The organism is Polyangium jinanense, assembly GCF_028435365.1.
The window spans coordinates 1-25505 of sequence record NZ_JAGTJJ010000044.1 but is presented as its reverse complement, the minus strand read 5'-3'; the positions used below and the strand labels follow the sequence as shown (position 1 = coordinate 25505).

Genomic DNA, 25505 nt, shown 5'->3' with positions numbered 1-25505 from the left:
CTCCCACCGATCCTCCCGCGCCTCATCACCTTCGCTGCGCCGAGTCTCCACAGAACGTGCGCCCGGAGGCGCGTTATCCCTCCCGAGCAACCATGCACGCTGACCCTTCCCTCCCCCTTCCCTCGCTCCGCCATTTCTCCATCCCCGAGCGACGCGCCGAGGTCGCGCGCCTCGTCGGCCTCTCGCCCGCGGAGCTCGAACACGCGCTTCGATCGGGCGGCCTCGACGAGTCGACCGCCGACGCGATGATCGAGAACGCGCTCGGCACGCTGGCCCTGCCCTTCGGCGTCGCGCCGGGCGTGCGCGTCAACGGCAAGGACTACCTCGTGCCCATGGCGATCGAAGAGCCGAGCGTGATCGCGGCGGCCTCGCACGCCGCCAAGCGAGCGCGCAAGGCCGGCGGGTTCGTCGCGGAGATCGATCCGTCGATCGTCGTCGCACAGATCGAGGTGCACGACGTCGCGGATCCGAAAGGAGCGCTCGCGCGGATCGAGGCCGCTTCCGCGGAGCTTCTCGCGCGGGCGAACGAGGCGATCGCGAACCTCGTCGCGCGCGGCGGTGGTGCGCGCCGCCTCTCGATGCGTGATCTCGGCGGCGGCATGATCGTCGTCCACGCACACGTCGATTGCCTCGACGCGATGGGCGCGAACCTCGTGAACACCGTCGCCGAGTCTGTGGGCCCGCGTGTCGCCGAGCTCGCGGCTGGCACGCTCGGCCTGCGGATCCTCTCGAACTACTGCGACGAGCGGGTCGCCCGCGTGCGTGTTCGTCTGCCCGTCGAGGAGCTCGCGAGCGCGCGCGTGTCCGGGCACGACGCGGCGCGCGGCATCGCGCAGGCCTCGGCGTTCGCCGAGCGCGACGTCTATCGCGCGGTCACGCACAACAAGGGCATCATGAACGGCGTCGACGCCGTCGTGCTCGCGACGGGCAACGACTGGCGCGCGGTCGAGGCCGGCGCCCACGCATACGCGGCGCGCGAAGGCAGCTACCGTCCGCTCGCCACCTGGCGCCTCACGGACGACGAGCGCGTCCTCGAAGGACAGCTCGCGCTCCCGCTCGCGCTCGGCATCGTCGGCGGCGCTCTCCGCGCGCATCCGGGCGCCCGCCTCGCGCTCGCCTTGCTCCGTGTGACGTCCGCGGCGGAGCTCGCCGCCGTCGCGGCTGCCACGGGCCTCGCGACGAACCTCTCGGCCCTCCGCGCGCTCTCGACCGAAGGGATCCAGCGCGGCCACATGGCACTGCATCACCGGGCGACAGGCGGGCTCTCGGAGCACAGGCCCCGAACGACGAACGGCTCCGGACCATGCGAGCCACCTGGCGCGGGAGAGGCTAAGCTGCCGCGCTGATTCGCGCCGACGCGTGGATCCCGAGGTGCCTCGCATGAACGCGCCCCGCTTCGCCCACCTCCTCCGTCCCGAGCTCGCGGACCTCGCCGCCTACGTGCCGCACGCGGGCGACTACGAGATCCGGCTCGACGGCAACGAGGCCCCGCCCCTGCTCTCGCCGGACGCGCGCGCCGCCGTGGCGCAGGCGCTCGCGGCGGGCGGGCTCGAGCGGTATCCGGATCCGCGGGCGACCGAGCTGCGCGAGGCGATCGCCACGCACGTGGGCGCGACGCCCGACGAGATCCTCGTCGGCACGGGCTCCGACGAGGTGATCGCCCTCCTTTTGACCACGCTCTCGCAGCCGCGCGCGAGCGAAGGCGCGGCGACGATCCTCACGCCGTCGCCCACGTTCGTCATGTACCGGCTCAGCGCGGCGGCCCGCGGGATGCGCGTCGTCGAGGTGTCGCTCGACGAGCGCTGGGATCTCGACGTCCCCGCGATGCGCGCGGCGATCGAGGCCGGAAAGCCGAACATTGTCTTCCTCGCGACGCCGAACAACCCGACCGGAAACCGCATGTCGGAGGATCGGATCCGCGCCGTGATCGAGGCTGCCGAAGGCGCGCTCGTCGTGCTCGACGAGGCCTACGTCGCGTTCGCGCCCGGGAGCATCGCGCACCTCCGACACGCTTACGCGAACGTCGCGATGCTCGGCACGATCTCCAAGATCGGCTTCGCGGCGCTGCGGGTCGGATGGCTCGTGGGGCCGGCCGAGCTCGTCCGCGAGGTCGACAAGGTGCGCCAGCCCTACAACCTCCCCGCGCCCTCGCAGCGCGCCGCCACGCTCGTCCTGCGCGAGCTCCGCGCCGAGATCGATCACGTCGTCGCGCACGTCGTCGCGGAGCGCGAGAGGCTCGGGCGTGAGCTTGCGCGGCTCGGCTTCGGGGTCTCGCCGAGCGACGCGAATTTCCTTTGGGTTGAAACGAATCGGCCCGCAAAGGACGTCTTCGAGGGGCTCGCGTCGAGCAATATCCTCGTGCGGAGCTTTCATGCGCGCGGCGGGCGCCTCGCGAACCGGCTGCGCATCACGATTGGCACGCGTGAAGAGGACGATCGGCTGCTCGAAGCGATCACGAGGTGGGCATGAGCCGACGCCGAGGCTCTGCCGCGATCGTCACCGCCACGATCACGCTTCTCGGCCTCGTGGCGGGTTGCGGCGATCCGACGGTGATCCGCGTGATCGACGGCGTGCCCACGAAAGGGCGGTTCATCTCGTACGAGGCGTACGCGTATTACGCGCGCGGCGCGGAGGCCGAGGCGCACGGCGATCTGCCGCTCGCGATCATGCTCTACAAGGGCGCGACGGAGCACGACGAGAAGAGCGTCGAGGTCTGGACGCGTCTCGGCGCGGCTTCCTGCGCGCTCCCCGACGCGCGTGCCTCCGCCGGCGAAGCCTTCACCCGCGCCGAGGAGCTCGATCCGACGTACGAGCCCCTCGCCCGCGCCCGCGCTCGCTGCGCAGCCGACAGCGGGCGCGTCGCCGACGCGCTGCAGCATGCCGCCCGCGCCGTCGCCCTCGATCCCGGGCAGGACGAGGCCGTCCTGCTCTACGCCTCGCTGCTCGAACGCGCGGGTCGCGTCGCGGACGCCGAGCGCACGCTCGACGCGCTCGTCATCGAGCGACCGACCTCGGTGCAGGGCTGGCTCGCTCGGTACGAGCTTGCCTTGCGCCGCCACGACGCGGTGACCGCCGAGCGAGCGGCCCGCGCCTTGCGAAAACGCGCGCCTCGCCTCGCGGATCGGATCGCTGCCGAGGTGCCCGCGCTCGCCCCGCTCGCCGAGGTCGACGCGGCGCTCCGATCCGGCGACCTCGACGCCGCGCGTAAGGCCGCTCGTCGCGCGCGCCTGCCCGCGCCCGAGCTCGCTGTTCGTGCCGCGGCGCTCGGCCTTCCACGCCTCGCGCGTGACCAGGCCGAGCTCGTCCTCGGCGCCGATCCCTCGTCGAGCTCCGCGCGCATCGCGCTCGCCGTCGCCGCGGATCTCGCGGGCGATACGGCCCTTCTCGCGTCCGCGCTCGACGCCCCGAAGGACACGCCCACCGTGGCGCCCTCCCCGCTCGCGCGTCTGCTCTTCACCGACCTGCTTGGCCGGCGCGCGGGCCGCGACGCCGCGCGCGCCTTCGCCGGCTCGGACTTCGTTTCTCCCGACGCACCCTCGCCCGATCCGCTGCTCGAAGCCGCACGCAAGCGCGTACGTGCTCTCCTCGCGCCGTCGGGCAAGGGCGCGTAGCGCTACTTCTTCTCGACCTTGTCCGGAGAAACCTTCCCGTCCGCGGCCTTCTTCTCCGCGGCGGCCTTCTTCCTCACCTCGGGATCGTCCTTCTTCGCGTCGAACTCGAGGTTCAGGTCGATCGTGTTGTCGCCTTCCTTCAGCGTGACGCGCTGCTCGACGACCTTGTCGATCGACGGGAGGAACGCACTCACGCGCACCTCGCCCACCGGAACACCGGGGATCTCGTACTGCCCATCGAGGCCCGTGACCGCGTGCGTCGCGTACGCGAGCACGTAGACGTCCGCCGTGAGGAACGGGTTCGGCAGCTCGTCGCGCAGCATGTAGTGACCGGGCTCGAACGCGTAGAGCTTCACCGGCGCGCCGCCGGGCACGGCCACGAGCACCGCCTTCTTCGGCGCGCCGTCGAGGTACGGCATGTAGCTCTCGATCTTGTCGATGTTCGCGACGTCGATGCGTTGCCCGTACGTGAGCGCCATCGTGCGGCGCGAGAAGGCGCAGCCGTGGATGGTGATCTTCGCGGCCTCTTCGCGTGCCGGGACCAACCCACTGTAGCCCGTCACCGCGACGAGCACGTCGGCCGCCGCGCCCTCGAGCCCCACGCGGAAGAGTTTTCCGTACGTCGCGGCCGCCTCGCCGCACTTGCCCGCCGGGAACGTGAAGCTCGTCGCGGGCGGCGCGTCGCCCTTGATGCGCACCGTGCCGCGCACCGTGGCCTTCGGGCCCTCGTACGGCGCTTCGTTCTTCGGGTTGACGACCTTCGCGATGTCCGCGTCGGGGCGCCCAAGGCCATTCAGAATCGGTCCCTTCGGCGCGGGCGCCGCCGAGGTTTGCGGCGCGGCGGATCCCGCCGCTTGCGCGCTCGTCGTCGGCTTCGCGTCGTTGGTCGCGGGCGCGGCGCCGTTCTGGCACCCCAGCGCGGCGACGCAGGGGACCACGAGGAGCCAGGACATCGAAGTTCGGTTCATCGCCCCGGACGGGGGCAAGCCCTGCGCCGCGCGGGATCGCAGCCTTTTCGAGGGAGCTCGCCGCAAACCTTGCCAACCGAGTTGTCGGATCATGTCAACCTCGTTGCCATACCCCCGGCGATGCTGCGGCACAGCCGTCGCCGGGGCAAGGATACCGTTTTGGGGGGAAGCGAGGAACGCGGAGCGAGCCCAAAGGCCCGCTCCGTCAGCGCGTGGCGAGGGCCGCCTCGACCGCGATCTGCAGCGACGTCGTCGGCCACAGGCCGAGCACGAGCACGAGCACGCCAGCGACGACGAGCGCCGTCGCGACGTAGCCCGAGCGCATCGGCTTCGCGATAGGCGCGCCGGGCGCGGGTTCGCGCATGTACATGTAGACCATCACGCGCAGGTAGTAATACGCGGAGATCACGCTGTTCAGCAGCAGGATGACCGCGAGCGGGTAGAGCCCGGCGCCGATCGACGCCTTGACAATGTAGAGCTTGCCGAAGAAGCCCGCCGTCGGAGGCACGCCCGCGAGCGAGAGCAGGAAGAGCGAGAACGCGAAGCCCGCGGCCGGGTGCCGCTTGCCCACGCCCGCGAGGTCCTCGTAGCTCACCGCCTCCGCGCCGCGGCTGCCCATCAGGATGAGCGCGCCGAACGCGCCGACGGTCGAGACGGTGTACGTGAGCAGGTAGAACATCACGCTGCCCTGCGCGTCGCCGCCCGCGCGCATCGTCGCGACGACACCCACGAGCACGTACCCCGCGTGCGCGATGCTCGAATACGCGAGCATGCGCTTTACCGACTCCTGCTGGCCCGCGACGAGGTTCGCCACCGTCATCGTGAGCACCGCGAGCAGCGCCACGACCGGAGGCCAGCCCGCCGCCCACGACTCGAGCCCGCCCTCGCCGAAGGCGCCGATGAGCACGCGGAGCATCGTGGCGAACGCCGCGCACTTCACGGCCACGGCCATGTACGTCGTGGTCGGCGTCGGCGCGCCCTCGTAGGCGTCCGGCGTCCACATGTGGAACGGCACCGCGCTCACCTTGAACGCGAGGCCCACGATGATGAGCACCGCCGCCGTGATCACGAGCGCGAAGTTCGGGCCCTTGCCCGGCTGCGCGTTCGCGATCGCCTCGCGGATGCCCGCGAGATCCGTGTGCCCCGTCGCGCCGTAGAGCAGCGCCCCGCCGTAGAGCAGGAGCGCGGCCGCGAACGACCCGAGCAGGAAGTACTTCACCGCGGCCTCAGTGCTGCGCAGCGAGGCGCGGCGGAAGCCGACCATCGCGTACACGCCGAGCGACATCGTCTCGAGCCCGAGGAAGAGCGAGAGCAGATCACCCGCCGCAGCGAGGATCATCGCGCCCACGGTCGAGAAGATGATGAGGGGGTAGAACTCGCCGCGATCGAGCCGATGCTCCGGCAGGTAGCCGCCCGCGAGCAGCGCGGCGAGCGCGCCGCCGAGGCAAAGCACGAACGAGAAGAACAGGGTGAAGCGGTCGACGATCACCCAGGGCGCGACCAACGACGCGCCCTCGAGCTTCTCCGGACCCACGAACCAGATCGCCGCGGCGAACACCGCGCCCGCGAGGAGCGTGACGGCCGTGCCGAGCGAGAGCTCCGACGACGGACCGGCGTCGCGATCGTCCGACGTCTCGTCGACGCGGCGCTTCGAGAACGCCTCCGCCACCATGAGGAGCAGGCCGCCAAAGCTGACGACGAGCAGCGGTGACAGACCGAGGAAGAGCCCCGCGTTCACTGCGCCACCTTCCCTTCACCGCCGAGCGCCGCCTGCGAGCCCTCGGCACCCGCCGCCGGCTCCTCGGGCTTCTCCTTCTTCGGCATGCCCTTCAGGAACGCCGGCGAGAACGTGTCCTCGGGCAGGAGCTTCGCGTCCCGCTCGTCCGCGAACAGGATCGCCTGGCCCGATACGACCTTGTACTGGTTGTGGTGGAGCAGGATCGACTCCTTCATCCGATCGAGGAAGATCGCGGGGAAGAACCCGATGACGAAGATCATCAGCACGAGCGGCGCGAGCGCGAGCGACTCGCGCACCGTGAGATCGGGCAGGTGCTTGTTCTTCGGGTTCGTGAGCGGGCCGAAGAACATCTTCTGGACCACGTAGAGCATGTAGACCGCCGCGAGGATCACGCCGGCCGCCGCGCCCACCGTGTGGATCCCGGCGAACTTGCCGAGCCGCTCGGAGAGGAACGTGCCCATGATGACGAGGAACTCACCGACGAACCCGTTCGTCCCAGGCACGCCAACCGACGCGAACGTCACGATCAGGAAGACGACCGTGTAGAGCGGCATCACCTTCGCGAGCCCGCCGAACTCGTCCACCTCGCGCGTGTGGCGCCGATCGTAGATGACGCCGACGAGGAGGAAGAGCGCGCCCGTCGACACGCCGTGGTTGACCATCTGGAGCACCGCGCCCTGCATGCCCGTCGGCGTCGCGCTGAAGAGCCCCAGCATGACGAAGCCGAGGTGCGCGACCGACGAGTACGCGACGAGGCGCTTCACGTCGCGCTGCTTCCACGCGACCAGCGCGCCGTAGAGGATGCCGCCCAGGATCGCCACGCCCGCCAGGTTCGCCGACAGGTTCGAGGCGGGCCCCGGGAAGAGCCCCATCGAGAAGCGCATGTACGCGTAGGTGCCGAGCTTCAGCATCACGGCCGCCAGGATCACCGAGCCGCCCGTCGGCGCCTGCACGTGCGCGTCCGGCAGCCACGTGTGCACCGGCCACATCGGCACCTTGATGAAGAACGCCAGCGAGAAGGCCCAGAAGCAGATGAGCTGCGCGCTCTTCGGCAAGACCACGCGCGAGAGCGCGAGGTAGTCGAACGTGAAGTCACCCGTGAGCTTCTGGTGCGTCCAGACGAGGTAGATGATCGCGGCCAGCATCAGCACCGAGCCGGCCATCGTGTAGAGGAAGAACTTGATCGCCGCCTTCACGCGATCCGCGCCGCCCCAGACGCCGATCATCATGAACATCGGGACGAGCATCAGCTCCCAGAACACGTAGAACAGGAAGAGATCGAGCGCGACGAACGCGCCGATCATCCCGCCCTGCAGGAGCAGGAGCGCGAAGCAGAACTCCTTGATGCGCGTCTTGATCGAGCCGAACGACGCGTACGCCGCGATCGGCGTGACGAACGTCGTGAGGAGCACGAGCCACAGGCTGATGCCGTCGATCGCGACGTGGTAGCGGATGCCGAGGAAGGGCATCCAGTCCTTGATGTACTGGAAGTGCCAGCCCGCGGTCATCGGGACGGTGAGCAGCCAGAGCGACGCGACGAACCCGATGCCGAGCACCACGTACGTGAAGCCGCGGAGCACCGAGAGCATCTGGCGCGGGATGAACAGCACCGCCGCCGCGCCCACGATGGGCAGCGCGATGAGCAGGTTGAGCAGGTGCGGCCACTCGCCCGGAGCCTGCGCCGCCTGCGCCGCGCCTTCGGTCGGCCAGAGCCAGATCACGAAGAGCGTGGTGAGGGCGGCGATGAAAGCCAGGCCGGCGCGCTGCTTCGTCGACGCGTCGCCCCGCGGGACGAGCGCGCCGAGGATGCCCGCGCCGATCGCAGGCCAGTACTGAAACACGAGATCGAGCGGGCTCATTGTGCGCCTCGCGGGTTGATGAGCCCGGGGATGTCCTTCGCAGGAATGCTACCGCCGCCCGCCGGCACCACATTGCCCGGCACGACCGGGATGGGCGCCGCGGAGGACGGGAAGCCGCGGCCAGGCCGCGTGATCGCGAACGAGTGGGTCGCCTCCTGCGCGAACGCGTTGCGCACGTGCAGCTTGACGTCCTTCGTCTCCCCGGGATTGACGTTGATGCGGACCTCACGCACCTGGGTGAAGTCCTTCTGCTCCGTCCCCGTGCCCTCCCAGCGGTAGGTGTAGCCGGGGCCGGGCGCCGCCGAGATGACCACCTCGCCAGCCGAGCGGAGCTTCGAGTCGTCGACCGTCGCGTCGGCGTGCGGGCGGACCAGGAAGAAGCCCACGCCCGCGAGGCCGAGGGCCATCGCAGCGCCGTACACCTGCACGCGGCCGGTCTGGAACGTGCGGAGGACCGTCCCGAAGAACGCGACGATCGCCGCCGTGAGCTTCGCAAGGACGCCGTCGATGAGCCACTTGTCCGCGGTCGTGAAGATGTCCGCGAGCGCGTCCACCATCCCGACGACCACGGCGTCGTAGAGCTCGTCGATCCGCCACTTGTCGTAGATGAGCTTGTAGAGGCCCGGCGCCGCCTTCTTGAACGACTCCTCCGGCGCGCCGCCCTTGTTCAGGTACACGACCATCGCCGCGCCCGTGCCGGCGAGGAAGGCCGCCACGCCCGGGCCCATCATCGGCCACATGAGCTTCTCGACGCCCTCGCCGCGCAGCACGACGGCGTCGTGCGCACGCGAGAAGACCGGCGAGAGGATGTGCCCGAGCGGCTCGATGTGGATCGGCTCCGCCATCAGGAACCCGGCGAAGACCGCGAGCGCCGCGAGCACCATGAGCGGGAGCGTCATCGCGAGCGGCGACTCGTGGGGCTTCGGCCCCTCGAGCGGCGTGCCGTCGTCGTGGTGATCGTGGTGATCGTCGTGGCCATGATCGTCATGGCCGTGGCCGTGCTTCGGCTCCTTCCAGCCCGCGACGATCTTCCACCCACGGAACTCGCCGTGGAACGTGAGGAAGTAGGCGCGGAACATGTAGAACGCCGTCATCGTCGCGGCGACCACGCCGACCCAGTAGATCCCCTGGCCGAGCCACGAGGGCCACGTCCAGAGCGGCTCCATGCGGCCGACCTCCGGCGCGACGATCTTCGTGGAGAACGCCCTCCAGAGGATCTCGTCCTTCGACCAGAAGCCCGCGAGCGGAGGCGCGCCGGCGATCGCGAAGCACGAGAGCAGGAACGTCCACCGCGTGATCGGCATGAACTTCTTCAGGCCGCCCATGTTGCGGATGTCCTGCGACTTGTCCGTGTCGTGGATCCGCGCGTGCATCGCGTGGATCACCGAGCCGGCGCCGAGGAAGAGGCAGGCCTTGAAGAACGCGTGCGTGAAGACGTGGAAGAAGCCCGCGGCGAACGCGCCCACGCCGACACCGATGAACATGAACCCGAGCTGGCTCACCGTGGAGTAGGCGAGCACCTTCTTCAGGTCGTGCTGGAACAGGCCGATCGACGCGGCGAAGATCGCCGTGGCGCAGCCGAGCACCGCCACCGTCGCCATCGCGGCCGGCGACATGAGGAACACCGCCGACGTGCGCGCGACGAGGTAGACGCCCGCCGTGACCATGGTGGCCGCGTGGATGAGCGCGGAGACCGGCGTGGGGCCCGCCATCGCGTCCGGGAGCCACACGTAGAGCGGGATCTGCGCGCTCTTGCCGGCGGCGCCGAGGAACATCGCCAGGCCCACGAGCGTCGACGCGTAGACCTGGATGCCCTTCTCGGGCAGGAACAGGTGCACGATCGCTTTGTAGAGCGCGTTCGCGCCCGGGTTCGCCGCGTCCCACTGCGCCTCGAGCGGGAGGTTGCCGAAGGGCCAGATCGTGACCGGATCGAGCAGGTTCCGCGCGCTGGCGTTGATCTCCGCGAAGCGCAGCGATCCCGTGTAGTAGAGCAGGATCGCCATCGCCACGAGCAGACCGAAGTCGCCGATGCGGTTGACGATGAACGCCTTCTTGCCCGCGGTCGCGTTCTTCTCCTCGCCGAACCAGAAGCCGATGAGGAGGTAGCTGCAGAGGCCGACACCCTCCCAGCCGACGAAGAGCACGGCCATGTTGTCCGCCATGACGAGCGTCAACATGGCGAAACAGAAGAGGTTCAAGTACGCGAAGAACCGGTGGTAGCCCGGGTCCTTCACCATGTACTCGCTCGAGTAGAGGTGAATCAGGAACCCGACGCCGGTGACCACCAGCATCATCGTCGCGCTCATCGCGTCGACGCTGAAGGCGACATCGATGGGGATCGTTTGCCCCATCCGCCCGTTCAACGAGAACCAGCGCCAGGCGGTCCACGCGAGCGTGCCGCCGCCCTCCCCCTTCGGCAGGAGGAGGAAGGTGGCGAGCGCCGCGATGAACGAGCCGCCGAGGGCCGAGAGGGCCATCAGGCGGACGCCGGCCTTGCCGAGCCGCTTGCCAAAGACGCCGTTCACGAAGGCGCCGATGAGCGGAAGGGCGAGGACGACCGCTAGTAGCGTGAAGTTCGTTGCGGGAAACTGAGCTTTGAGGGCTTCCACGCTAGTTCCTCAGGAGATCGGCGTCGTCCGAGCGCACCGTGCCGCGGAGCCGGAAGAACGCGAGGACGATGGCCAAGCCGACGGCGGCCTCCGCCGCGGCGATGGCGATGATGAAGAAGGTGAAGATCTGCCCGGTGTGACCCCCCACGTACTGGCGGTTGAAAGCGACCAGCGTGAGGTTCACGGCGTTCAACATCAGCTCGATGCTCATGAGGAGCACGAGCAGGTTGCGTCGGATCAAGAAGCCCACCGCGCCCGTCATGAAGAGCGCGGCGGCCACGATCACGAAGTACTCGAGCGGGACGGTCACGACCTCGCCTCCTTGGTCTGGCCTGCAGTGCGTGCGGTGGGTGCGGGCGTCTGGCTCGGCTTCGCGTCCGCCGCGGGCAGCAGCGTGGGATCCACCTGCTTGCCGCGCGCGACCGCGACCGCGCCGATGACGGCCACGAGGAGCAGCGCGCCCGAGAGCTCGAACGGCACGAGCGCCGTCGAGAAGAGCTCGTGCCCGATCGACTCGATCGTGCCGAACTGCGGCGGCACGGCCGGCAGCGCCGTCGGCGTGGCCGACTGCGTGCGCATCACGAGCGCCATCGCGCCGAGCCCGCTCACGAGGAGCGCCGCGGCGCCCACGTAACGCGCCACCGCGCCCCGCGCGTCGCGCTTCGACTGCGCCGACGGGCCGAGGAGCATGATCACGAACAGGAAGAGGATCACGACCGCGCCCGCGTACACGAGCAGCTGGATCGCCGCGAGGAACTCGGCGGCCAGCATCAGGTAGAGACCCGCGATCCCGATGATCGTCGAGAGGAGGCCCATCGCCCCGCGGATCGGGTTCTTCGCGCCCACGGTCACGACCGCGCCGAGCAGCGCGATGACCGAGCAGAGGCCGAAGAACGCGAGTTCGAGTTTGTTCACAGCGCGAGCCTCCCCGTCCCGGACTTGCCCTTCGTGCGCACGTGCTCCTCGAACTCCTTGCGGTACTTCCGCAAGAAGCCGAGCGCGGGCATCGCCGTGCCCTCGCCGAACGCGCAGATCGTGTTGCCCATGATGTTGTCGGCGATCTCGTGGAGCCGATCGAGCTCCTCCATCGTGGCCTCGCCGTGCACCATCCGATCGAGGATGCGGAAGAGCCACGCGCTGCCCTCGCGGCACGGCGTGCACTGGCCGCAGGACTCGTGGCGGTAGAACCGCATCAGGTTGTGCATCGCGAGCACGATGTCCGTGTTCTTGTTCAGCACGATCGCGCAGCACGTGCCGAGCATCGTCCCGAGCGCGCGGTACGTCTCCACGCCCATCGGCACGTCGAGCACGTTCTTGCCGTGCCAGCGGTGCAGCGGCGACTTGGGGTCCGGCGCGTTCACCGTCTCGTCGGGCCGAAGGATCGGACAGGACGAACCGCCGGGGATCACGCCGAGCAGCTCGCCGCCCTTCACGCCGCCGCCGAGGTCGTAGATGAGCTCGCGCAGCGTCAGGCCCACGCACGCCTCGAAGACGCCGGGGTTGTTCACGTGGCCCGAGACGCCGTAGAGCCGGCAGCCGCCGTCCTTCTGATCGTGCAGGTCCGAGAGCTTGGAGAAGGCGTCGCCGCCCATCGCCAGCGCCACCGGCACCGCCGCGATCGTCTCGAGGTTGTTCACGGTCGTCGGCATGCCGAACGCGCCAGCCTGCGCCGGGAACGGGGGCTTGAGCCGCGGCTCGCCGCGCTTGCCTTCGAGCGAGTTCAGGAGGCTCGTCTCTTCGCCGCAGATGTACGCGCCGGCGCCCGTGTGGACGTAGACCTCGACGGGGTAGTCGATCCCGAAGGGCTTCGCGCCGAGGTAGCCCTTGGCGCGCGCCTCCTCGATCGCGCCCCAGAGGCGCGCCTTCGACAGGTGCAGCTCGTCGCGGACGTAGATGTACGCCGCGTGCGCGCCGATGCCGAAGCAGCCGATGATGCAGCCCTCCACCACCGCGTGCGGATCGAGCTCCATGATCGTCCGGTCCTTGAAGGTCCCGGGCTCGCCCTCGTCGGCGTTGATGACGAGGTAGTGCGGCTTCTCCGGCTTCGGAGGCCACGGCATGAAGCTCCACTTCACGCCCATCGGGAAGCCGGCGCCGCCGCGACCGCGGATGTTCGCGGCCTTCATCTCTTCGACGAGGGCCTCCCGGGGCATCGAGAGCGCGCGCTTGGCCTGTTGATAGCCCCCGTCACGCTCGTACACGGGGAGCGTCCACCCCTCGGGGACGCCATACCGCTTCGTCAGATACGTCGTTTGTCGCAGCATGGGTCACTTGATGAGGCGGTCGAGGATCCGATCGACCTCGGCCGTGGTGAGGTTCTCGTAGTAGTCCTTGTCGACCTGGATCATCGGCGCAGTGCCGCACGAGGCGAGACACTCCGCCGTCCGCAAGGTCACCTTCCCGTCCTTCGTCGTCTGCCCGACGTGGATACCGAGGCGCTTCTCGCAGTGGTGGAGGATGTCGTCCGCGCCGCGGAGCGCGCAGCTCAAGGTCCGGCAGACCCAGACCTGGTGCTTGCCCACGGGCTCCTTGTTGAAGAGCGTGTAGAACGTCACCACGCCCTTCACGTGCGCGGCCGACAGGCCGAGCCGAGCCGCCACCCACTCGACGACATCGTCGGAGATCCACCCATTCTGCTCTTGGCAGAGATGGAGGACGGGGATGCAGGCCGCCTGGCGGTTCGGGTAGCGCGAGAGGATTTCTTCGACGTGCTTCTCGCGGTCGGGAGACAGTGCGAACTTCGTCATGTTCGTTCGCCAGCAGGGCTAGGGGTGGATCGAGGCGGCGGCAAGCGAGCACGTGTCCTCGTGCTCAACTTCGAGCTCCTCCGTCGGGCCACGAGCCAGACCGGAAAGAGAGCGAGCCGCCCGAAGGGTTTTGCCCGCGTTTCGCTCGGGCCCCTTCTGCAGGCGCGCGCACGCTAGTGAGCGACCCCCGGTTGTGTCAAGGCGCGCCGTTCGCCATGCCGAATCTTTCTCTTTTTCTTGGGGCCGCGCTCCACCCGCGCCCACCTCGCAGCGGCGCCGTTTCACGCGCCCGAGAGCCCTGCCGGGCACGCGCGGGTTTGCTCGCTCGCAAGCGCGCGCACGCGTCGGCGCTCGATACTCTGACGACCCCTTGCGTTGTGCTTGAGAAGTGGGGCGAACCTCCACTACGCTCCCGGCCGCCTCGCGCCCTTCGCAACCGTTCGAATGACGCGCAGCGCCTCGGGAGGTGGTTCGTGTTCTGTCCGAATTGTGGGACACAAAACTCGGAGACGGCGACGACGTGCACGAAGTGTGGCTTCAACCTGAAAGGAGCCGCCGCGCCGAAGTTCAAGGGGACGATGCTGATGAGTCAGCAACCCCCGACGCCGCCCGCGGGGGCCATGCCGCCGCCGGCGCCGCCGCCGCCGATGGCGCCGCACATGCCGGCCGCCGCGCCGCCGCCGCCGCCAGGCATGCCGCCCGGCGGGCCGACGCTCGGTGATCAGGGCCTCGCGGGCACGGTGATCGGCGTGCCGCCCGCGGGACTCGGCCCAACGGCAGCTCCGCTGCCGGCCGCGCCCCCGCCCCCGCCGGGATATCCGCCGGCGGGCGGATACGAGCCGCAGGGCGGGCTCGGGAGCACGCTCGCGATCGATCTCCCGAACTTCACTCCTCCCTCGCCGAACCCGCCCGGCATCCCCTCGCCCGGCGCGTTCCCGCCCCCCGCGGGCCCGCCCCCCGGCGGCGGCTTCGGCGCGCCCCCGCCCGGCGGACCCATGGGCGGCTCGCCTCCGGGTTACGGCGCTCCTCCGCCTCCCGCGGGTGGTTACGGCGCTCCTCCGCCTCCCGCGGGCGGTTACGGCGCTCCTCCGCCTCCTCCGGGCGGCTACGGCGCTCCTCCGCCTCCTGCAGGCGGTTACGGCGCTCCCCCGCCCCCCGCGGGCAGCGGATACAGCGCTCCTCCGCCTCCTCCGGGCGGCTACGGCGCTCCTCCGCCTGCCGGCGCCTACGGCCCGCCTCCGGGTGATCCGAGCGGGATGGGCGGTCCCGGCGGCTACGGCGCGCCTCCCGGCGGCGCGTACGGCGCGCCTCCCGCGGGCGCCATGGTGGCCCCCGGCCAGTACCCCGGCGGCGCGATGGGCGCTCCGATGGGCATGGGCGGCGGCGCCATGATGGGCGCGCAGGGCGGCGGCATGGGCGGCGTGCGTGGAACGACGCGCAACCCGATGACCGCGCTGCTCGGCACGCTCTTCTGCTGCGGCATGTACCACCTCTTCGGCGGCTACGGCATGCTGAACGAGCTCAAGGCCTACACGAAGGACGAGTCGCTCCAGTCGTGGCACCTCTTCGTCCCGATCCTGAACCTGCTCATGATCCTGAAGCTGCCCGAGATCGTGACGCGGGCGAAGCAGATGGCCGGCTCGCGCAACCCGCAGTCGCAGAGCCTCGTGATGTACATCTTCCTCTTCCCCTACGCGCTGGCGAAGGACCTGAACCAGGTCTGGGATCCAAACGCGGTGGACTGATCGACCAGGACGAACCGGGGCAGCGCTTGGACAAACCCATCGCCGCCCCGGTCCCGTCCCCCACCCCAGTCCCCTACCCCGTCCCGCGCCCCTACACGCCCCCTCGCCCCAAAGGAACCGCGCTCGGTCGCGCCGCGCGCCTCGCCCTCGTCGGGGCCGTGCTCAGCGCTGCGGTCGTGGTCCGTTTCCCCCTCTGCCCGTTCGCGCTCGTCACGCGCCATCCCTGCCCCGGCTGCGGCCTCACGCGCGCCGCGCTCGCGCTCGCCACCGGCGACCTCCGCGAGGCCATCCACTTCCACCCGCTCGTGATCCCCATCGTCCCGATGGTCGCGCTCCTCGCGCTGCAAGGAAGCTACAACTACGTGCGCCACGGCCGCTGGTACACGTTCGCGTTCCAGCAGACGCGCGTCGTCACCCTCGGCTCGATCGTCCTCGCGGTCGCCATGATCGCCGTCTGGTTCGCGCGCTTCTTCGGCGCCTTCGGCGGCCCGGTCCCCGTGTAGCCGGGCCGCATTGGTTGCTGCACCAAGGATCTCCGCATCGCCTCAGATCGCCCCGCGCGGCGCCGGACGACGCATGCCTCGGCGCAGCCGCGGCTCCGCCCGGGACGCGTCCTCTGCGTCCGACGGACGCGCGTGCGTCGTGCGCGTATCGTCCGCGCCCGCGAGCAGCCGGTTGTACGAGCGCTCGATCTCCTCGCCGAGCACGTCGAGCTCCTCGTCCGTGAGGCTGCGCTTCAGCTTCGGGAACACCACGTCCTCCTCGACGTCCGCGTGCTTCTCGAAGCGCTCGCGCAGCGCCGCGATCATCGCTGCGAACTGCGGCCCGGTGCGCGGCATCGTGAGCGCGAGCCGCGCGGCGTCGAGGATGCGCGTGTGCTCTTCGCGCGCCTCGCGCACCTTCGTGTCGTCACCGAGCCTGCTCGCGCACGCGATGTAGACGTACGCCTCCTCGACGCGGACGTGCGCCTCGACGGCGCGCAGCGCGGCGTAAAACGCCTCTTCGCTCCCCAAGCCGACCGGCGACGCCTCCACGAGCCGCGACAGCAACGCGCAGACGTCGCGGTGCTGTTGCTCCAACAGATCGAGTGCATCCATGAGCCCTCTCCTCCAAGCCTGTCGCTCTGGCGGCGGTCTTTCGCTCCCGCGGGCGGAACCGTGAGCGAAAGCCGCGCAGCGCGGCCGTCTATGGCAAGGAGCGGGCCCACGGCGGGCGCGCACGGCGTGCTCGATGCCGCGCCGGCGCCCGCGTGGCGGGTGATCTCCTACCCTGCGAGCGCCGCGGCTACCCCGGCGACCTTCGCGCGCGGGCGCCTCATCTCGGACAGCGCGCGTCGCATTTCTGCGGCGCCCGAGAACCGCGCGTCCGGGTGCTTCGCCAGCGCGCGCGACAGGAGCACGTCGAGCGCGCGCGGCACATTCCGAAGCTCCGCGCGCAGCGGCACAGGCGCCTTGCGCACCGTCGCCACCGCCACGTCCAGGTCCCCTTCCCCGCGGAAAGGCAGCTTCCCCGACACGGCGTAGTAGAGCAAGAGAGCCGTCGCGAACAGATCACTCTGCGCCGTGATCGCGCGACCGCGCGTCACTTGCTCGGGCGACATGAACCGGATCGTCCCCACGAGCGCGCCGCGGCTGTCCGCCGTCACCCCGTCGCCCGTGTCCACGCCCGGCTCGTGGGCGAAGCCGAAGTCGAGCAGGAGCACGCGCGTCTCGCCCGCGGGCCCCTCGGTGAGCAGGACGTTCTCCGGCGTGAGATCCCGGTGCACGATCCCCGCTGCGTGCACGGCCTCGAGCCCGGCCAGGATCCGGTCCGTGATCTCGAGCGCGCGTCCGATCGAGAGTGGCCCGTCCTCACGCACCACGGCCCCGAGCGTCCTGCCCCGATAGAGCTCCATCAGGTAGTACGGCCGCCCGTCGCTCATGTGCCCGTGACCGAGCACCGGCGCCACGTTCGGGTGCACGACCCGACGCGTGAAGGAGATCTCCCGTTCGAACCGGGCCCGTGCCCCCTCGTCGTTCGCGAAGCAGGCCCGCAGCGTCTTCAGCGCCACGCGCTTGCCCGAGGAGATCTCGCGGGCCGCGTACACGAGCCCCATGCCGCCTTCGGCCACGACGCCCTCGAGCACCAGGCCCGGCACGTACGGAGCTCCCTGATCCCCCGTAGGGCCGGGGAACGGGGCGTCGTGCGTCGGGAGGAGGTCCCGGGACAATCCTTCGGTGAATTTCGGAGGTGTCATGGTCGGGGCAGCAGGTCATTTCTGCACGCTCCCCGTCGGGAATCACCCGAAAAGTGCATCGGCACCTTGCCCGGCTCCGATCAGGACCGTCCTCAACGTTTCCCGGCGCAAGGTGGACGGTAAGCGCACGTCCCAGGTGCGGATGCGCAGGTGCACGACCGCGCGCCGAGCTCTGTCGCTTGCTTTTTCTGGCAGCCGGTTTTTCGCGTGTTCAGGAGGGCAGGAGCGACTTCAGGCGCGCGACGAACGTGAGCGCGTCGAGCGGCGTCAAACGCTCGACTTCCACGGCGCGCAGCGTTTCGAGGACGGGCGCGGCCGCATCCGTGTCGGGTTTCGCCTTCGCGAACAGGTCGAGCTGCACCGAGCCTTGCCGCGTGCGTCCGCGCATCGTCGCGTGTTTGCCCGAGGGCAGCGGCGCGCCAGCTTCGAGCGTCGAGAGGATCGCCTTGGCCCGCGCGAGCACCGGCTCGGGCACGCCCGCGAGCCGCGCGACCGCGACGCCGTAGCTCCGACTCGCCGGCCCTTTCACGAGCTTGTGCAGGAAGACCACGTCACCGCCGTGCTCGCGCGCCGAGACCGACCAGTTCGCCACGCCGGGCCCGTGCTGCGCGAGCTCCGTCAGCTCGTGGTAGTGCGTGGCGAACATCGCGCGGCAACCGACCGCGTCGTAGAGGTGCTCGGCCACGGCCCACGCGATCGCGAGCCCATCGTACGTGCTCGTGCCACGACCGATCTCGTCGAGGATGACCAGCGATCGCCGCGTCGCGTCGCGAAGGATCGTCGCCGTCTCGCGCATCTCGACCATGAACGTGCTTTCGCCGCGCGCCACGTTGTCGCTCGCGCCGACGCGCGAGAGCACCCGATCGACGAGCCCGATCCGTGCCGCCTGCGCGGGAACAAAACTCCCCGCCTGCGCGAGGATCGTGATGAGCGCGACCTGGCGCATCAGCGTCGACTTACCCGCCATGTTCGGGCCCGTGAGCAGCCAGAGACGCTCGCCGCCGAGATCGAGCGCCGTGTCGTTCGGCACGAAGCGACCCGCCGCCGCGAGACGCTCCACGACGGGATGCCGCCCGCTCTCGATCACGAGCGCGTCGCCCATGTCGATCACGGGCCGCACGTAGTCCTGCCGGTGCGCCACGTCGGCGAGCGCCGCGGCCACGTCCCACGACGCGAGCGTCCGCGCGAGCTTGCGGATCCGCTCCGCGTTCTCCGCGACCGTGCGCACGAGTCCTTCAAAAATGTCGGTCTCCCGCGCGAGCGCGCGCGACTCGGCATTCTCCAGCCCGTCCGCCAGCTCGTCGAGACGATCACTCGTAAAGCGCTCGCCGCCGGCCACCGTCTGCTTGCGCCGGAAGTCCGGCGGCACCTTGCCGAGGTGTGTCTTCGTCACCTCGATGTACCAGCCGAACACCCGCGTGAAGCGGATGCGTAGCGAGCCCGCGCCCGTCTTCTCGCGCAGCTCCGCTTCGAGCTTCGTCATCTCCTCGGCGCCGCCGCGCGCGAGCCTGCGCTGCGTGGCGAGCTCCGCGTCGTACTCCTCCCGGACGAACCCACCCTCACGCGCGAGCGCCGGCGGCCGGTCCACCAGGGCCGCCGCGAGCTTCGCCGCGAGCTCGGGCAACGTGTCCACCTCCGCGCCGAAGAGCTCGCGCGTCTCGCTGGTCGAACGTTGGGGGCTCCGCTCGGACAAGCCGAGCTCTGCCCCCAAACCCCCGGCGGTATCCACGATCGACCGCGTCGCCGCCACCGCCGCGGGCGCCGCGAGCAGCCCATCCCGCAGCGCGCCGAGATCCTTCGGCGTCGCCTCACGGAGCACCGCCCGCACGCTGAGCCGCTCCAGATCGCCCACGCGCCCGAGCGCCTCCCTGAGCTCGCCACGTGCCCGCGGGTTCTCCACGAACGCCTGCACCTCGTCGAGCCGCCGCCGGATCGACGCCACGTCGAGCAGCGGCGCGAGCAACCTTCGCCGGAGCAAACGCGCCCCTGCCGGCGTCACCGTCGCGTCCACCGTCTCGAGCAGCGTCCCCTTCCGCGACCCGTCGGCCCCTCGCACGAGCTCGAGGTGCACCTGCGCCGTCTCGTCGATCCGCATCGTCCCTGTCGGGTCGTACGGCGCGATCCTCCGCACGGGCAGCGGACTGCCCGGCGTGCACTTGTGCGCGAACCGGAGCGCCCGCGCCGCCGCCCGCCGCGCCGCGAGCGGCAACGTCGACGCCGCCTCCGCCGCGATCGGCTCCGCCACCGACGCGTCGATCGTGGCCGCCACGTCTCCATCGTCGAGCGGCTCGTCCTCCCGCAGCACCGCGCGAGGGGCTGCCAGCCCGGCGCCCTTCTTCACATCCGGGTCGAGCCCCCCGCCGACGAGCACCTCCCGCGGATCACACCGGGCGAGCTCCGCGAGCAGCGACGCGAGATCCGAAATGGTCCCGGCCGAAAGCTCTCCGGTCGAAAGATCGAGCAGCGCAATCCCGCGTTCCGCATTACCGGACTCGTTGTCCACGGCGACGAGGTAGTGGTTTGCCCGCGCGTCGAGCTGCTCCGTATCGGTCACGAGCCCCGGCGTGATCACGCGGACCACCTGCCGCGGCACGATCCCCTTCACCGTCGCGGGATCGGCCATCTGCTCGCAAATCGCCACCTTGTGGCCGAAGGCGAGCAGGCGGGCGACGTATCCGGCGGCCGCGTGGTGGGGCACCCCGGCCATCGGTTCTTCGTCGGGGTTCCCCTTGTTCCGGCTTGTGAGGGTGATGTCGAGGAGGCGCGCCGAAATGACGGCGTCCTCCCGGAACATCTCGTAGAAATCCCCCATCCTGAAAAACAGAATTGCGTCGGGATGGGCAGCCTTGGCCTCCTCGTACTGCCGCATCACGGGGGTGAGCTTCTTGCCGCTACTGCTGCCGCGCATTTGCACGGCCCCCCCTTACCATGGTTTGCCGGGTGGGTCCCCCTCGTTTGTCCAGGGCGCCCCGGAAAAACCCGGGACCTCGACAGGCGTTCAGGATCCGCGGACGAACCGTGTCAGTAGTATTGCCGCGTGAGGGCGAGGCGGCTGGCCGAGATGAGCATGAGGCCTTCGAGCGAGCCGTCGGTGATGGCGAGCTCGCCGGTGGAGGGGACGAACGTGACCGCCTGAGGCTGGATCTCGGTCGCGGACGTCGTGGACGAGGTGAGGGTCAGGAGGAGGGGGCGGAAGTTGCCCTGCGTCGCGAACTGGAAGAACGTGTCGCGCGGCGGGCCGTTGATCGTGGCCGAGCTCGGGTTCGCGTCGAATTCGCTCTCCGGCGCCGGATCGTTGATGGCCATGCGGAAAAAGGGATTGATGAAGGCGAGGAGATCGCCGTCCTTCACCACCTCCCCGTGCGGCGCGGCGCGCACGCGGCCATTGAGCCGTGCACGCGTTGGATCACACGAATTGCGGCACGCGCCGAGCGGCGTATCGCCGACGCTCTCCGGAGCCGCGATCACGTGGTGCAAGAAGCCCGAGGCGTTGCCGACGACCGACCATTGCCCGCCCACGCGGATGTTGAACCCGACGAGCGTGGGGAAGCAGCATTCGATGAGCTCGGGCGAGGCGCCGCCGCGCGACCCGCCGAGCTCCAGGCGATCCTGATACGCCTCGAGGATCGAGATGTCGCGCCCCTCCCGCGGAAGCTCCGCCGGGCCGAACGTCGATTTGCATTGCTGGTACGTGCAGACCCCTTGTGTCTCCGGGCTCGTCCAGTGAATGTCGTCCTCGTCGGGGATGTTCGAGGCAATCTGCACGTAATCGGCGAGGGACTTCGCTTTCGCCGCGGCGTTCGCGTCGCCCTCGCTCGAAAGGATCTCCTCCCAGGCGCGCTCGCCGAGCACGCCCTGATCGCAGAAGCGGCTCGCGGCGTCGGAGAGCGTCGGCGTCGGGCCGCCCGTGAGATCGAGCCGCCCGGCCTTCCCCGCGAAACCAGGCAAAGCGCCCTCGTAGGTGATCGTGAACGTCTGGCTCGCCGACTGGGCGCGCGGGTCCTCGAAATTCATCACGACCGTATGCTCGGGATCCCCGGCATTCGTCGTGAGGCCCGTTTTTTGATCGATCACCCGGATCGTCCCACCCACGGCCAGCGTGAAATGCTCGGGCGGGAGCTCCTTGGTGCCGCTCGGCAGCACCGGCACCGTCGCGCGGATGATCGGCCCGTCCTCGTCGAACGTCGATTGGAGCGTCCCTTGGTTGTTGTAAAGCAAGGGGAAGCCCGAGAGGCCGGGCTGGTTCTGGCCCGTTCGCTCCGACGTCCGCATGTAGTTCGCGCTGCGCGGCGTGTGCGGCACGACGATGTTGCACGAGATCTCGCCCGTGCTCGCGAGCACCTCTTCCCCGGCGAGATCCGCCGGCGCGCCAGGCGGCGGGCACCCATAAAGATACGTGTACCGCGTCGGCGCGCGGCAAAGCGCGTCGTAATCGTCGATGTCGACGACCGCGATCTGCCCCGTGCCGAGCACCACGTACGCGAACGCCCCGCGCATGCGGGCCGGACCCGCGCCGCTCTCGTACGTCCCGCTCGTCCGGTAGAGCGTTTCGGGATCACACGAGGTCGACGTCGTCGTGCAGACCGTGAGATCCGGATCCGGGCTGCAACGCACGCCCTCCGGGGCCACGCCCGTGTTCGGGATGGGCAGCGGGTTGTCGCGCTCGATGATCACGAGATCCTGCACGGGCACGCCGAACTCCACGCGATCGGGCGCCTGCCCGGGCGTCCACTCGGGGTGCGGCCGCGTGACGGGCCTGCGCGAGGTCGCGTCCTCGGCGATGTCGAAGACCATCACGCTGCCATCGAGATCGTCGACCGCGTAGAGGAACCGCTCGAGCGAGCCCGCGAGCGTCGGCGACGCGGCGATCTGGCTCGTGGTCACGACCCGATCAGGCTCGCTCAGCGACGTCGGCAGGAGCGGATCCCGCTCGATCGGCTCGCACGGCGTCTTCATGTCGAGCACGTGCACGACGGGCGCGTCGAGGTCGCCGACGAAGAGGCGCTTCTCGGAAAGCGTGATCCCCGCGGGGCGCGCTTCGTAGTCCTGCGCGGGCGCGGGCGCGATCACGGGGGGCGCGACGCACGCGGCGCCCGTCGGCGGAGGCGCGGGCGGGCTCTGCACAGGCAGGTCCACCGTGAGCGGGACCCAGCGATCGATGGGGCACTCTTTCCACGAGCCCGGCGCGTGCACGTACACGAGCTCGCCCGTGTCCGGATCCTTGCGGGGCGTACCATCGGCCTCGCGCTCCACGTCGAAGAGCGTCTGCGCGTCGATGACGGCGAGCGCGCCGAGATCGGGGATCGTCACGACGAGCTTGGGCCGGCCGAGGCCCTCCTGCGTGAGGTCGACGAGGAACCCGCCGGCCCCGTCGGGCTCGGGCTCTCGCGGCTTCGAATACGTGGTGTCGTCGCAGTGCGCGCGGACCTCGCCCGCGTCGTTCTTCGGATCGTAGACGACGAGCATCTCGCCAGGCGCGCCGGGCAGCGCGCAGGCGGGCCAGCTCGAGAGCGTCTTCGGCAAGCACGTGCTGCAGACGCGGATGTCCTTCGCGGCAAGGGCAAAAATCCCCTCGCGGCCAGACTCGGCCACGCCCACGAACGCGGCCATGCTGCCGTTCGTGCTCGCGATGTCGATGGGCTGCGCGCCGACGGGCAGGAAGTTCGCGCCAGGCACGCGCGGATTCGAGTCGAGCACGGAGTCGACCTTCGTGCTCATGTCGACGACGGCCACCTCGCCACGCGTCGTCTGGGTCACGAGCGCGTAGAGGTGCGGCTGCGTCGTGACCCCGTTCGCCACGGCATAATCGTCCGGCGTCTCGAACCGCGTGCCGCCGCATCGCTCGTAAGGCAGCGCCGGCGTCGTCCCGAGGCCCGGGGCGCCAAGGCAGAGGAACGAGACGCGGCCCGAGCGTTCGAGCGCGCGGACCTCCGACGCCACCGTCTGCGTCTCGCATCCGCCCGCGGAGACAAGCGCGAGGGGCAAACCGAGCGTGGCGAGCGCGAGGCCGCCGAACGAATAAGAAATACGCCGCTTCATTGTGACTCCTTGGGCGGCACCGGTTTGCCGAGCGTCATGTACATGGCCCCGAACGTGGCATGATTGCGCATGTCGAGGTCCACGACGCCGACGTACGAATCCGTGAAATGACCGACGTACATCGTCGAGTACCAGATGGGGTTGCCCTGTTCGTCGAGGACCAGATTCCCCGCCTCGTCCCGCAAGCGCTCCGTGTCGAAGGCGATAGCATGCGGGCCACGGCCCGTCTTGATGACGTTGTCCACGCGCCGCGAGGCCGGGTCGTACGAGAAGACGAAGCTCGAATCATAGGCGAGAGCGAAGACACGCCACGCGGGCCGGCCATCCAGCCCGATCACCTGCCCCATCCTCACGCGCGACGAGCCGAACGCGAGCGGCACCGAGTCGTGGAACGCAACCTCCTCGAACGCGCCAGTCACCTCCGGGCCGTTCGGCCCCTCGCGCTCCGTGAACTTGGTCTCGATCTGCCCGATCACGAGCGCCGCAGGAGCACGGTTCGCCATGTAAACGCCGAGCGGATGGTCCTCAGCGCACGCCCTGAGGCAACTGCCGCGCACCGCGCCCGTCGGGCACGCATCCTCGCACGCCCGCCGCTCCGTCCCATCGATCGCGACCCCACGCGAGTCCGTCGAGCTCGCCGTCGTGCCGATGCGCACCGACGCGCTCCGCGTGACGAACGGCCGAGCCGGACTCGAACCGCCGTCATCGTTGTACCGCAAGACGTCGAACACCGGCGACGATCGGTAGCTCACGCCGAACGCAGGCGTGTAGTCGATCGCGGCCCGGTTCTCCTCGGCGAGGCGCGCGATCGGGATCGCCGCCAAGTCCGTCGCGCCCGGCGGCAAGCCCGCGACGTAGTGCTCGAGCGCAGGCTCGCTCTCCCAGCGGTTCACGATGAGGCTCGCCGTACTCGCCGTCTGCTCGTTCGGGTGCACGACCACGACCGACTCGCCGCGCTCGTCCACCGCGATGCCAATCGGCTCGACAGGCAACGTGAGACCACGCTGGCTGTCCGACGGATCCCGACCCACGAGGAAGTCCCGCGAGCACCGCCCGCCCGAGGACGTGGCCCCACACTCGAGGCAGACCGAGCCGCTGCAAGGCGACGCAGCAGGCAGCGGCGCGCCGTCGCAGGAGATCTCGCGGTCGTCGGTGATGTCGAAGTACGTGACCGAGGGATCACCACGCACCGGGACGAAGAGCCGCGCACCGCGCCCATCATCGCAAGGGTTCGGCTTGACCGCGATCACCGCGTCGGTAGCGAAGGCGCCGATCGTCACAGCCTTGCCGTTCTGCAAGTACGAGGAGAGCGAGACCGGCGCGCAAGGCCCCGGGTAGAGCGTGGTGTTGTCGTTGCGCCCAACGCCGAGCGTGCCGCAAGCAGCAGCCGTCGGATCGCCGCTCGACGCGGGGCTCCCGGCCGCATCGAGGATCGCCTGCCGTAGTTTGTCCCCGTCGGCCCGAAGCTTCACGAGGTCGAGCGCGAAGACCGTGCCGCCGTTGTATTGCAGATCAAAATCAGAGTTCGCCACGAAGAGCGCAGTTCGCCCAGGCGAAACCACGAGGCCCGTCGGGTAGTAGAACGCGTCGCGGGGCGGCGGGACGCCGTCAGCGACCGAGAAGCAGCCCCCAAGGCCGACGAGGCCCGAGGCAGCAAGGACCAGCGCAGCGGAGGCGAAGCGCACCCGGCGTGGCAAGGTGCCCGCAGCGCTCGGGCAACGGAAGTCAGGTTCGGGCGACATGGCGCGGCGCAGCCTAGTTTGCCGCCCCCTGCAGAGCAAGGCGCCCAGCTGTTTGGTGGCCATGTCCGGGACGTCGAAGCGTCGCGCCCCCCCGGGGTTTCACCCCGGACCCCGACCAGGGGTTGTCCACCCCTGGACCCGGACCAGCGCAAGCGCTGGACTCAGGGTCGATGAACTGCGCGATGCGCAGTTCATCGAACAGGTCAGGTCA

Annotated in this window: 18 protein-coding genes and 1 pseudogene; 6 read left to right on the top strand and 13 right to left on the bottom strand. The window is 70.0% G+C overall.

Features of this window, described 5'->3' with window-relative positions; all coding sequences use genetic code 11:
* Positions 1 to 92 precede the first annotated feature (92 nt).
* From KEG57_RS40505 to KEG57_RS40495, 3 genes are read left to right on the top strand one after another with little or no spacing between them, the layout of a single operon-like run.
* Positions 93 to 1346 carry a hydroxymethylglutaryl-CoA reductase, degradative gene (locus KEG57_RS40505; RefSeq protein WP_272422425.1) on the top strand — a complete coding sequence of 418 codons (1254 nt, stop codon included), beginning with the start codon at positions 93 to 95 and terminating at the stop codon, positions 1344 to 1346.
* Between the two features lie 34 nt (positions 1347 to 1380).
* Positions 1381 to 2469, top strand: a complete 1089-nt coding sequence (gene hisC / locus KEG57_RS40500) for a histidinol-phosphate transaminase (protein WP_272422426.1) — start codon at positions 1381 to 1383, stop codon at positions 2467 to 2469.
* Positions 2466 to 3611, top strand: coding sequence for a tetratricopeptide repeat protein (locus KEG57_RS40495; RefSeq protein WP_272422427.1), 1146 nt, complete (start codon positions 2466 to 2468; stop codon positions 3609 to 3611). Before hisC ends, KEG57_RS40495 begins: the two co-directional genes overlap by 4 nt.
* A gap of 2 nt (positions 3612 to 3613) precedes the next feature.
* Here KEG57_RS40495 and KEG57_RS40490 read toward each other — a convergent pair whose 3' ends face one another.
* The 8 genes from KEG57_RS40490 to nuoE form a co-directional block, all read right to left on the bottom strand.
* Positions 3614 to 4564 (bottom strand): peptidase associated/transthyretin-like domain-containing protein, encoded by a 951-nt coding sequence (locus KEG57_RS40490; RefSeq protein ID WP_272422428.1) that lies wholly within the window; start codon positions 4562 to 4564, stop codon positions 3614 to 3616.
* 220 nt (positions 4565 to 4784) lie between these two features.
* Positions 4785 to 6317, bottom strand: a complete 1533-nt coding sequence (locus KEG57_RS40485) for an NADH-quinone oxidoreductase subunit N (protein WP_272459498.1) — start codon at positions 6315 to 6317, stop codon at positions 4785 to 4787.
* Positions 6314 to 8176 (bottom strand): complex I subunit 4 family protein, encoded by a 1863-nt coding sequence (locus tag KEG57_RS40480; protein ID WP_272422430.1) that lies wholly within the window; start codon positions 8174 to 8176, stop codon positions 6314 to 6316. Before KEG57_RS40480 ends, KEG57_RS40485 begins: the two co-directional genes overlap by 4 nt.
* Positions 8173 to 10785 carry an NADH-quinone oxidoreductase subunit L gene (gene nuoL, locus KEG57_RS40475; protein ID WP_272422431.1) on the bottom strand — a complete coding sequence of 871 codons (2613 nt, stop codon included), beginning with the start codon at positions 10783 to 10785 and terminating at the stop codon, positions 8173 to 8175. The genes KEG57_RS40480 and nuoL overlap by 4 nt, the downstream gene beginning before the upstream one ends.
* A 1-nt stretch (position 10786) precedes the next feature.
* On the bottom strand, positions 10787 to 11095 hold the full coding sequence (gene nuoK, locus KEG57_RS40470) for an NADH-quinone oxidoreductase subunit NuoK (RefSeq protein ID WP_272422432.1): 309 nt from the start codon (positions 11093 to 11095) through the stop codon (positions 10787 to 10789).
* On the bottom strand, positions 11092 to 11700 hold the full coding sequence (locus KEG57_RS40465; RefSeq protein ID WP_272422433.1) for an NADH-quinone oxidoreductase subunit J family protein: 609 nt from the start codon (positions 11698 to 11700) through the stop codon (positions 11092 to 11094). Before KEG57_RS40465 ends, nuoK begins: the two co-directional genes overlap by 4 nt.
* Entirely contained in the window at positions 11697 to 13049 is a 1353-nt protein-coding gene (nuoF, locus tag KEG57_RS40460) for an NADH-quinone oxidoreductase subunit NuoF (protein ID WP_272422434.1), read from the bottom strand. Before nuoF ends, KEG57_RS40465 begins: the two co-directional genes overlap by 4 nt.
* A gap of 3 nt (positions 13050 to 13052) precedes the next feature.
* Positions 13053 to 13532: an NADH-quinone oxidoreductase subunit NuoE gene (nuoE, locus tag KEG57_RS40455; RefSeq protein ID WP_272422435.1), complete on the bottom strand. Its 480-nt coding sequence runs from the start codon at positions 13530 to 13532 to the stop codon at positions 13053 to 13055.
* Positions 13533 to 13747: 215 nt separating this feature from the next.
* On the opposite strand from nuoE, the pseudogene KEG57_RS56265 reads away from it, so the two are divergent.
* The 3 genes and pseudogenes from KEG57_RS56265 to KEG57_RS40445 form a co-directional block, all read left to right on the top strand.
* Positions 13748 to 14071 (top strand): annotated as a pseudogene (locus KEG57_RS56265) (zinc ribbon domain-containing protein); the annotation flags it as partial.
* A gap of 45 nt (positions 14072 to 14116) precedes the next feature.
* The gene (locus tag KEG57_RS40450) at positions 14117 to 15277 is read left to right on the top strand and encodes a hypothetical protein (RefSeq protein WP_272422436.1); all 1161 of its coding nucleotides are present in this window, start codon (positions 14117 to 14119) and stop codon (positions 15275 to 15277) included.
* A gap of 26 nt (positions 15278 to 15303) precedes the next feature.
* A complete protein-coding gene (locus KEG57_RS40445; RefSeq protein WP_272422437.1) occupies positions 15304 to 15780 on the top strand; it encodes a DUF2752 domain-containing protein in 477 nt (158 codons plus the stop codon).
* Between the two features lie 42 nt (positions 15781 to 15822).
* On the opposite strand, the gene KEG57_RS40440 is transcribed toward KEG57_RS40445, so the two are convergent.
* From KEG57_RS40440 to KEG57_RS40420, 5 genes are all read right to left on the bottom strand, one after another.
* On the bottom strand, positions 15823 to 16374 hold the full coding sequence (locus KEG57_RS40440) for a hemerythrin domain-containing protein (protein WP_272422438.1): 552 nt from the start codon (positions 16372 to 16374) through the stop codon (positions 15823 to 15825).
* A 167-nt stretch (positions 16375 to 16541) separates the two neighbouring features.
* Positions 16542 to 17513, bottom strand: coding sequence for a serine/threonine-protein kinase (locus tag KEG57_RS40435; RefSeq protein ID WP_272422439.1), 972 nt, complete (start codon positions 17511 to 17513; stop codon positions 16542 to 16544).
* Positions 17514 to 17724: 211 nt separating this feature from the next.
* On the bottom strand, positions 17725 to 20421 hold the full coding sequence (mutS, locus tag KEG57_RS40430; protein ID WP_272422473.1) for a DNA mismatch repair protein MutS: 2697 nt from the start codon (positions 20419 to 20421) through the stop codon (positions 17725 to 17727).
* A gap of 113 nt (positions 20422 to 20534) precedes the next feature.
* Entirely contained in the window at positions 20535 to 23552 is a 3018-nt protein-coding gene (locus KEG57_RS40425) for a hypothetical protein (RefSeq protein ID WP_272422440.1), read from the bottom strand.
* Complete coding sequence (locus KEG57_RS40420; protein WP_272422441.1) at positions 23549 to 25294, bottom strand: hypothetical protein; 1746 nt, start codon at positions 25292 to 25294, stop codon at positions 23549 to 23551. The genes KEG57_RS40425 and KEG57_RS40420 overlap by 4 nt, the downstream gene beginning before the upstream one ends.
* Positions 25295 to 25505 lie beyond the last annotated feature (211 nt).

Coding starts and splice junctions, on each gene's coding strand:
- KEG57_RS40505 (WP_272422425.1), top strand. CDS start 93: ATGCACGCTGACCCTTCCCTCCCCCTTCCCTCGCTCCGCCATTTCTCC.
- hisC (WP_272422426.1), top strand. CDS start 1,381: ATGAACGCGCCCCGCTTCGCCCACCTCCTCCGTCCCGAGCTCGCGGAC.
- KEG57_RS40495 (WP_272422427.1), top strand. CDS start 2,466: ATGAGCCGACGCCGAGGCTCTGCCGCGATCGTCACCGCCACGATCACG.
- KEG57_RS40490 (WP_272422428.1), bottom strand. CDS start 4,564: ATGTCCTGGCTCCTCGTGGTCCCCTGCGTCGCCGCGCTGGGGTGCCAG.
- KEG57_RS40480 (WP_272422430.1), bottom strand. CDS start 8,176: ATGAGCCCGCTCGATCTCGTGTTTCAGTACTGGCCTGCGATCGGCGCG.
- nuoF (WP_272422434.1), bottom strand. CDS start 13,049: ATGCTGCGACAAACGACGTATCTGACGAAGCGGTATGGCGTCCCCGAG.
- nuoE (WP_272422435.1), bottom strand. CDS start 13,532: ATGACGAAGTTCGCACTGTCTCCCGACCGCGAGAAGCACGTCGAAGAA.
- KEG57_RS40450 (WP_272422436.1), top strand. CDS start 14,117: ATGAGTCAGCAACCCCCGACGCCGCCCGCGGGGGCCATGCCGCCGCCG.
- KEG57_RS40440 (WP_272422438.1), bottom strand. CDS start 16,374: ATGGATGCACTCGATCTGTTGGAGCAACAGCACCGCGACGTCTGCGCG.
- KEG57_RS40435 (WP_272422439.1), bottom strand. CDS start 17,513: ATGACACCTCCGAAATTCACCGAAGGATTGTCCCGGGACCTCCTCCCG.
- mutS (WP_272422473.1), bottom strand. CDS start 20,421: ATGCGCGGCAGCAGTAGCGGCAAGAAGCTCACCCCCGTGATGCGGCAG.
- KEG57_RS40425 (WP_272422440.1), bottom strand. CDS start 23,552: ATGAAGCGGCGTATTTCTTATTCGTTCGGCGGCCTCGCGCTCGCCACG.
- KEG57_RS40420 (WP_272422441.1), bottom strand. CDS start 25,294: ATGTCGCCCGAACCTGACTTCCGTTGCCCGAGCGCTGCGGGCACCTTG.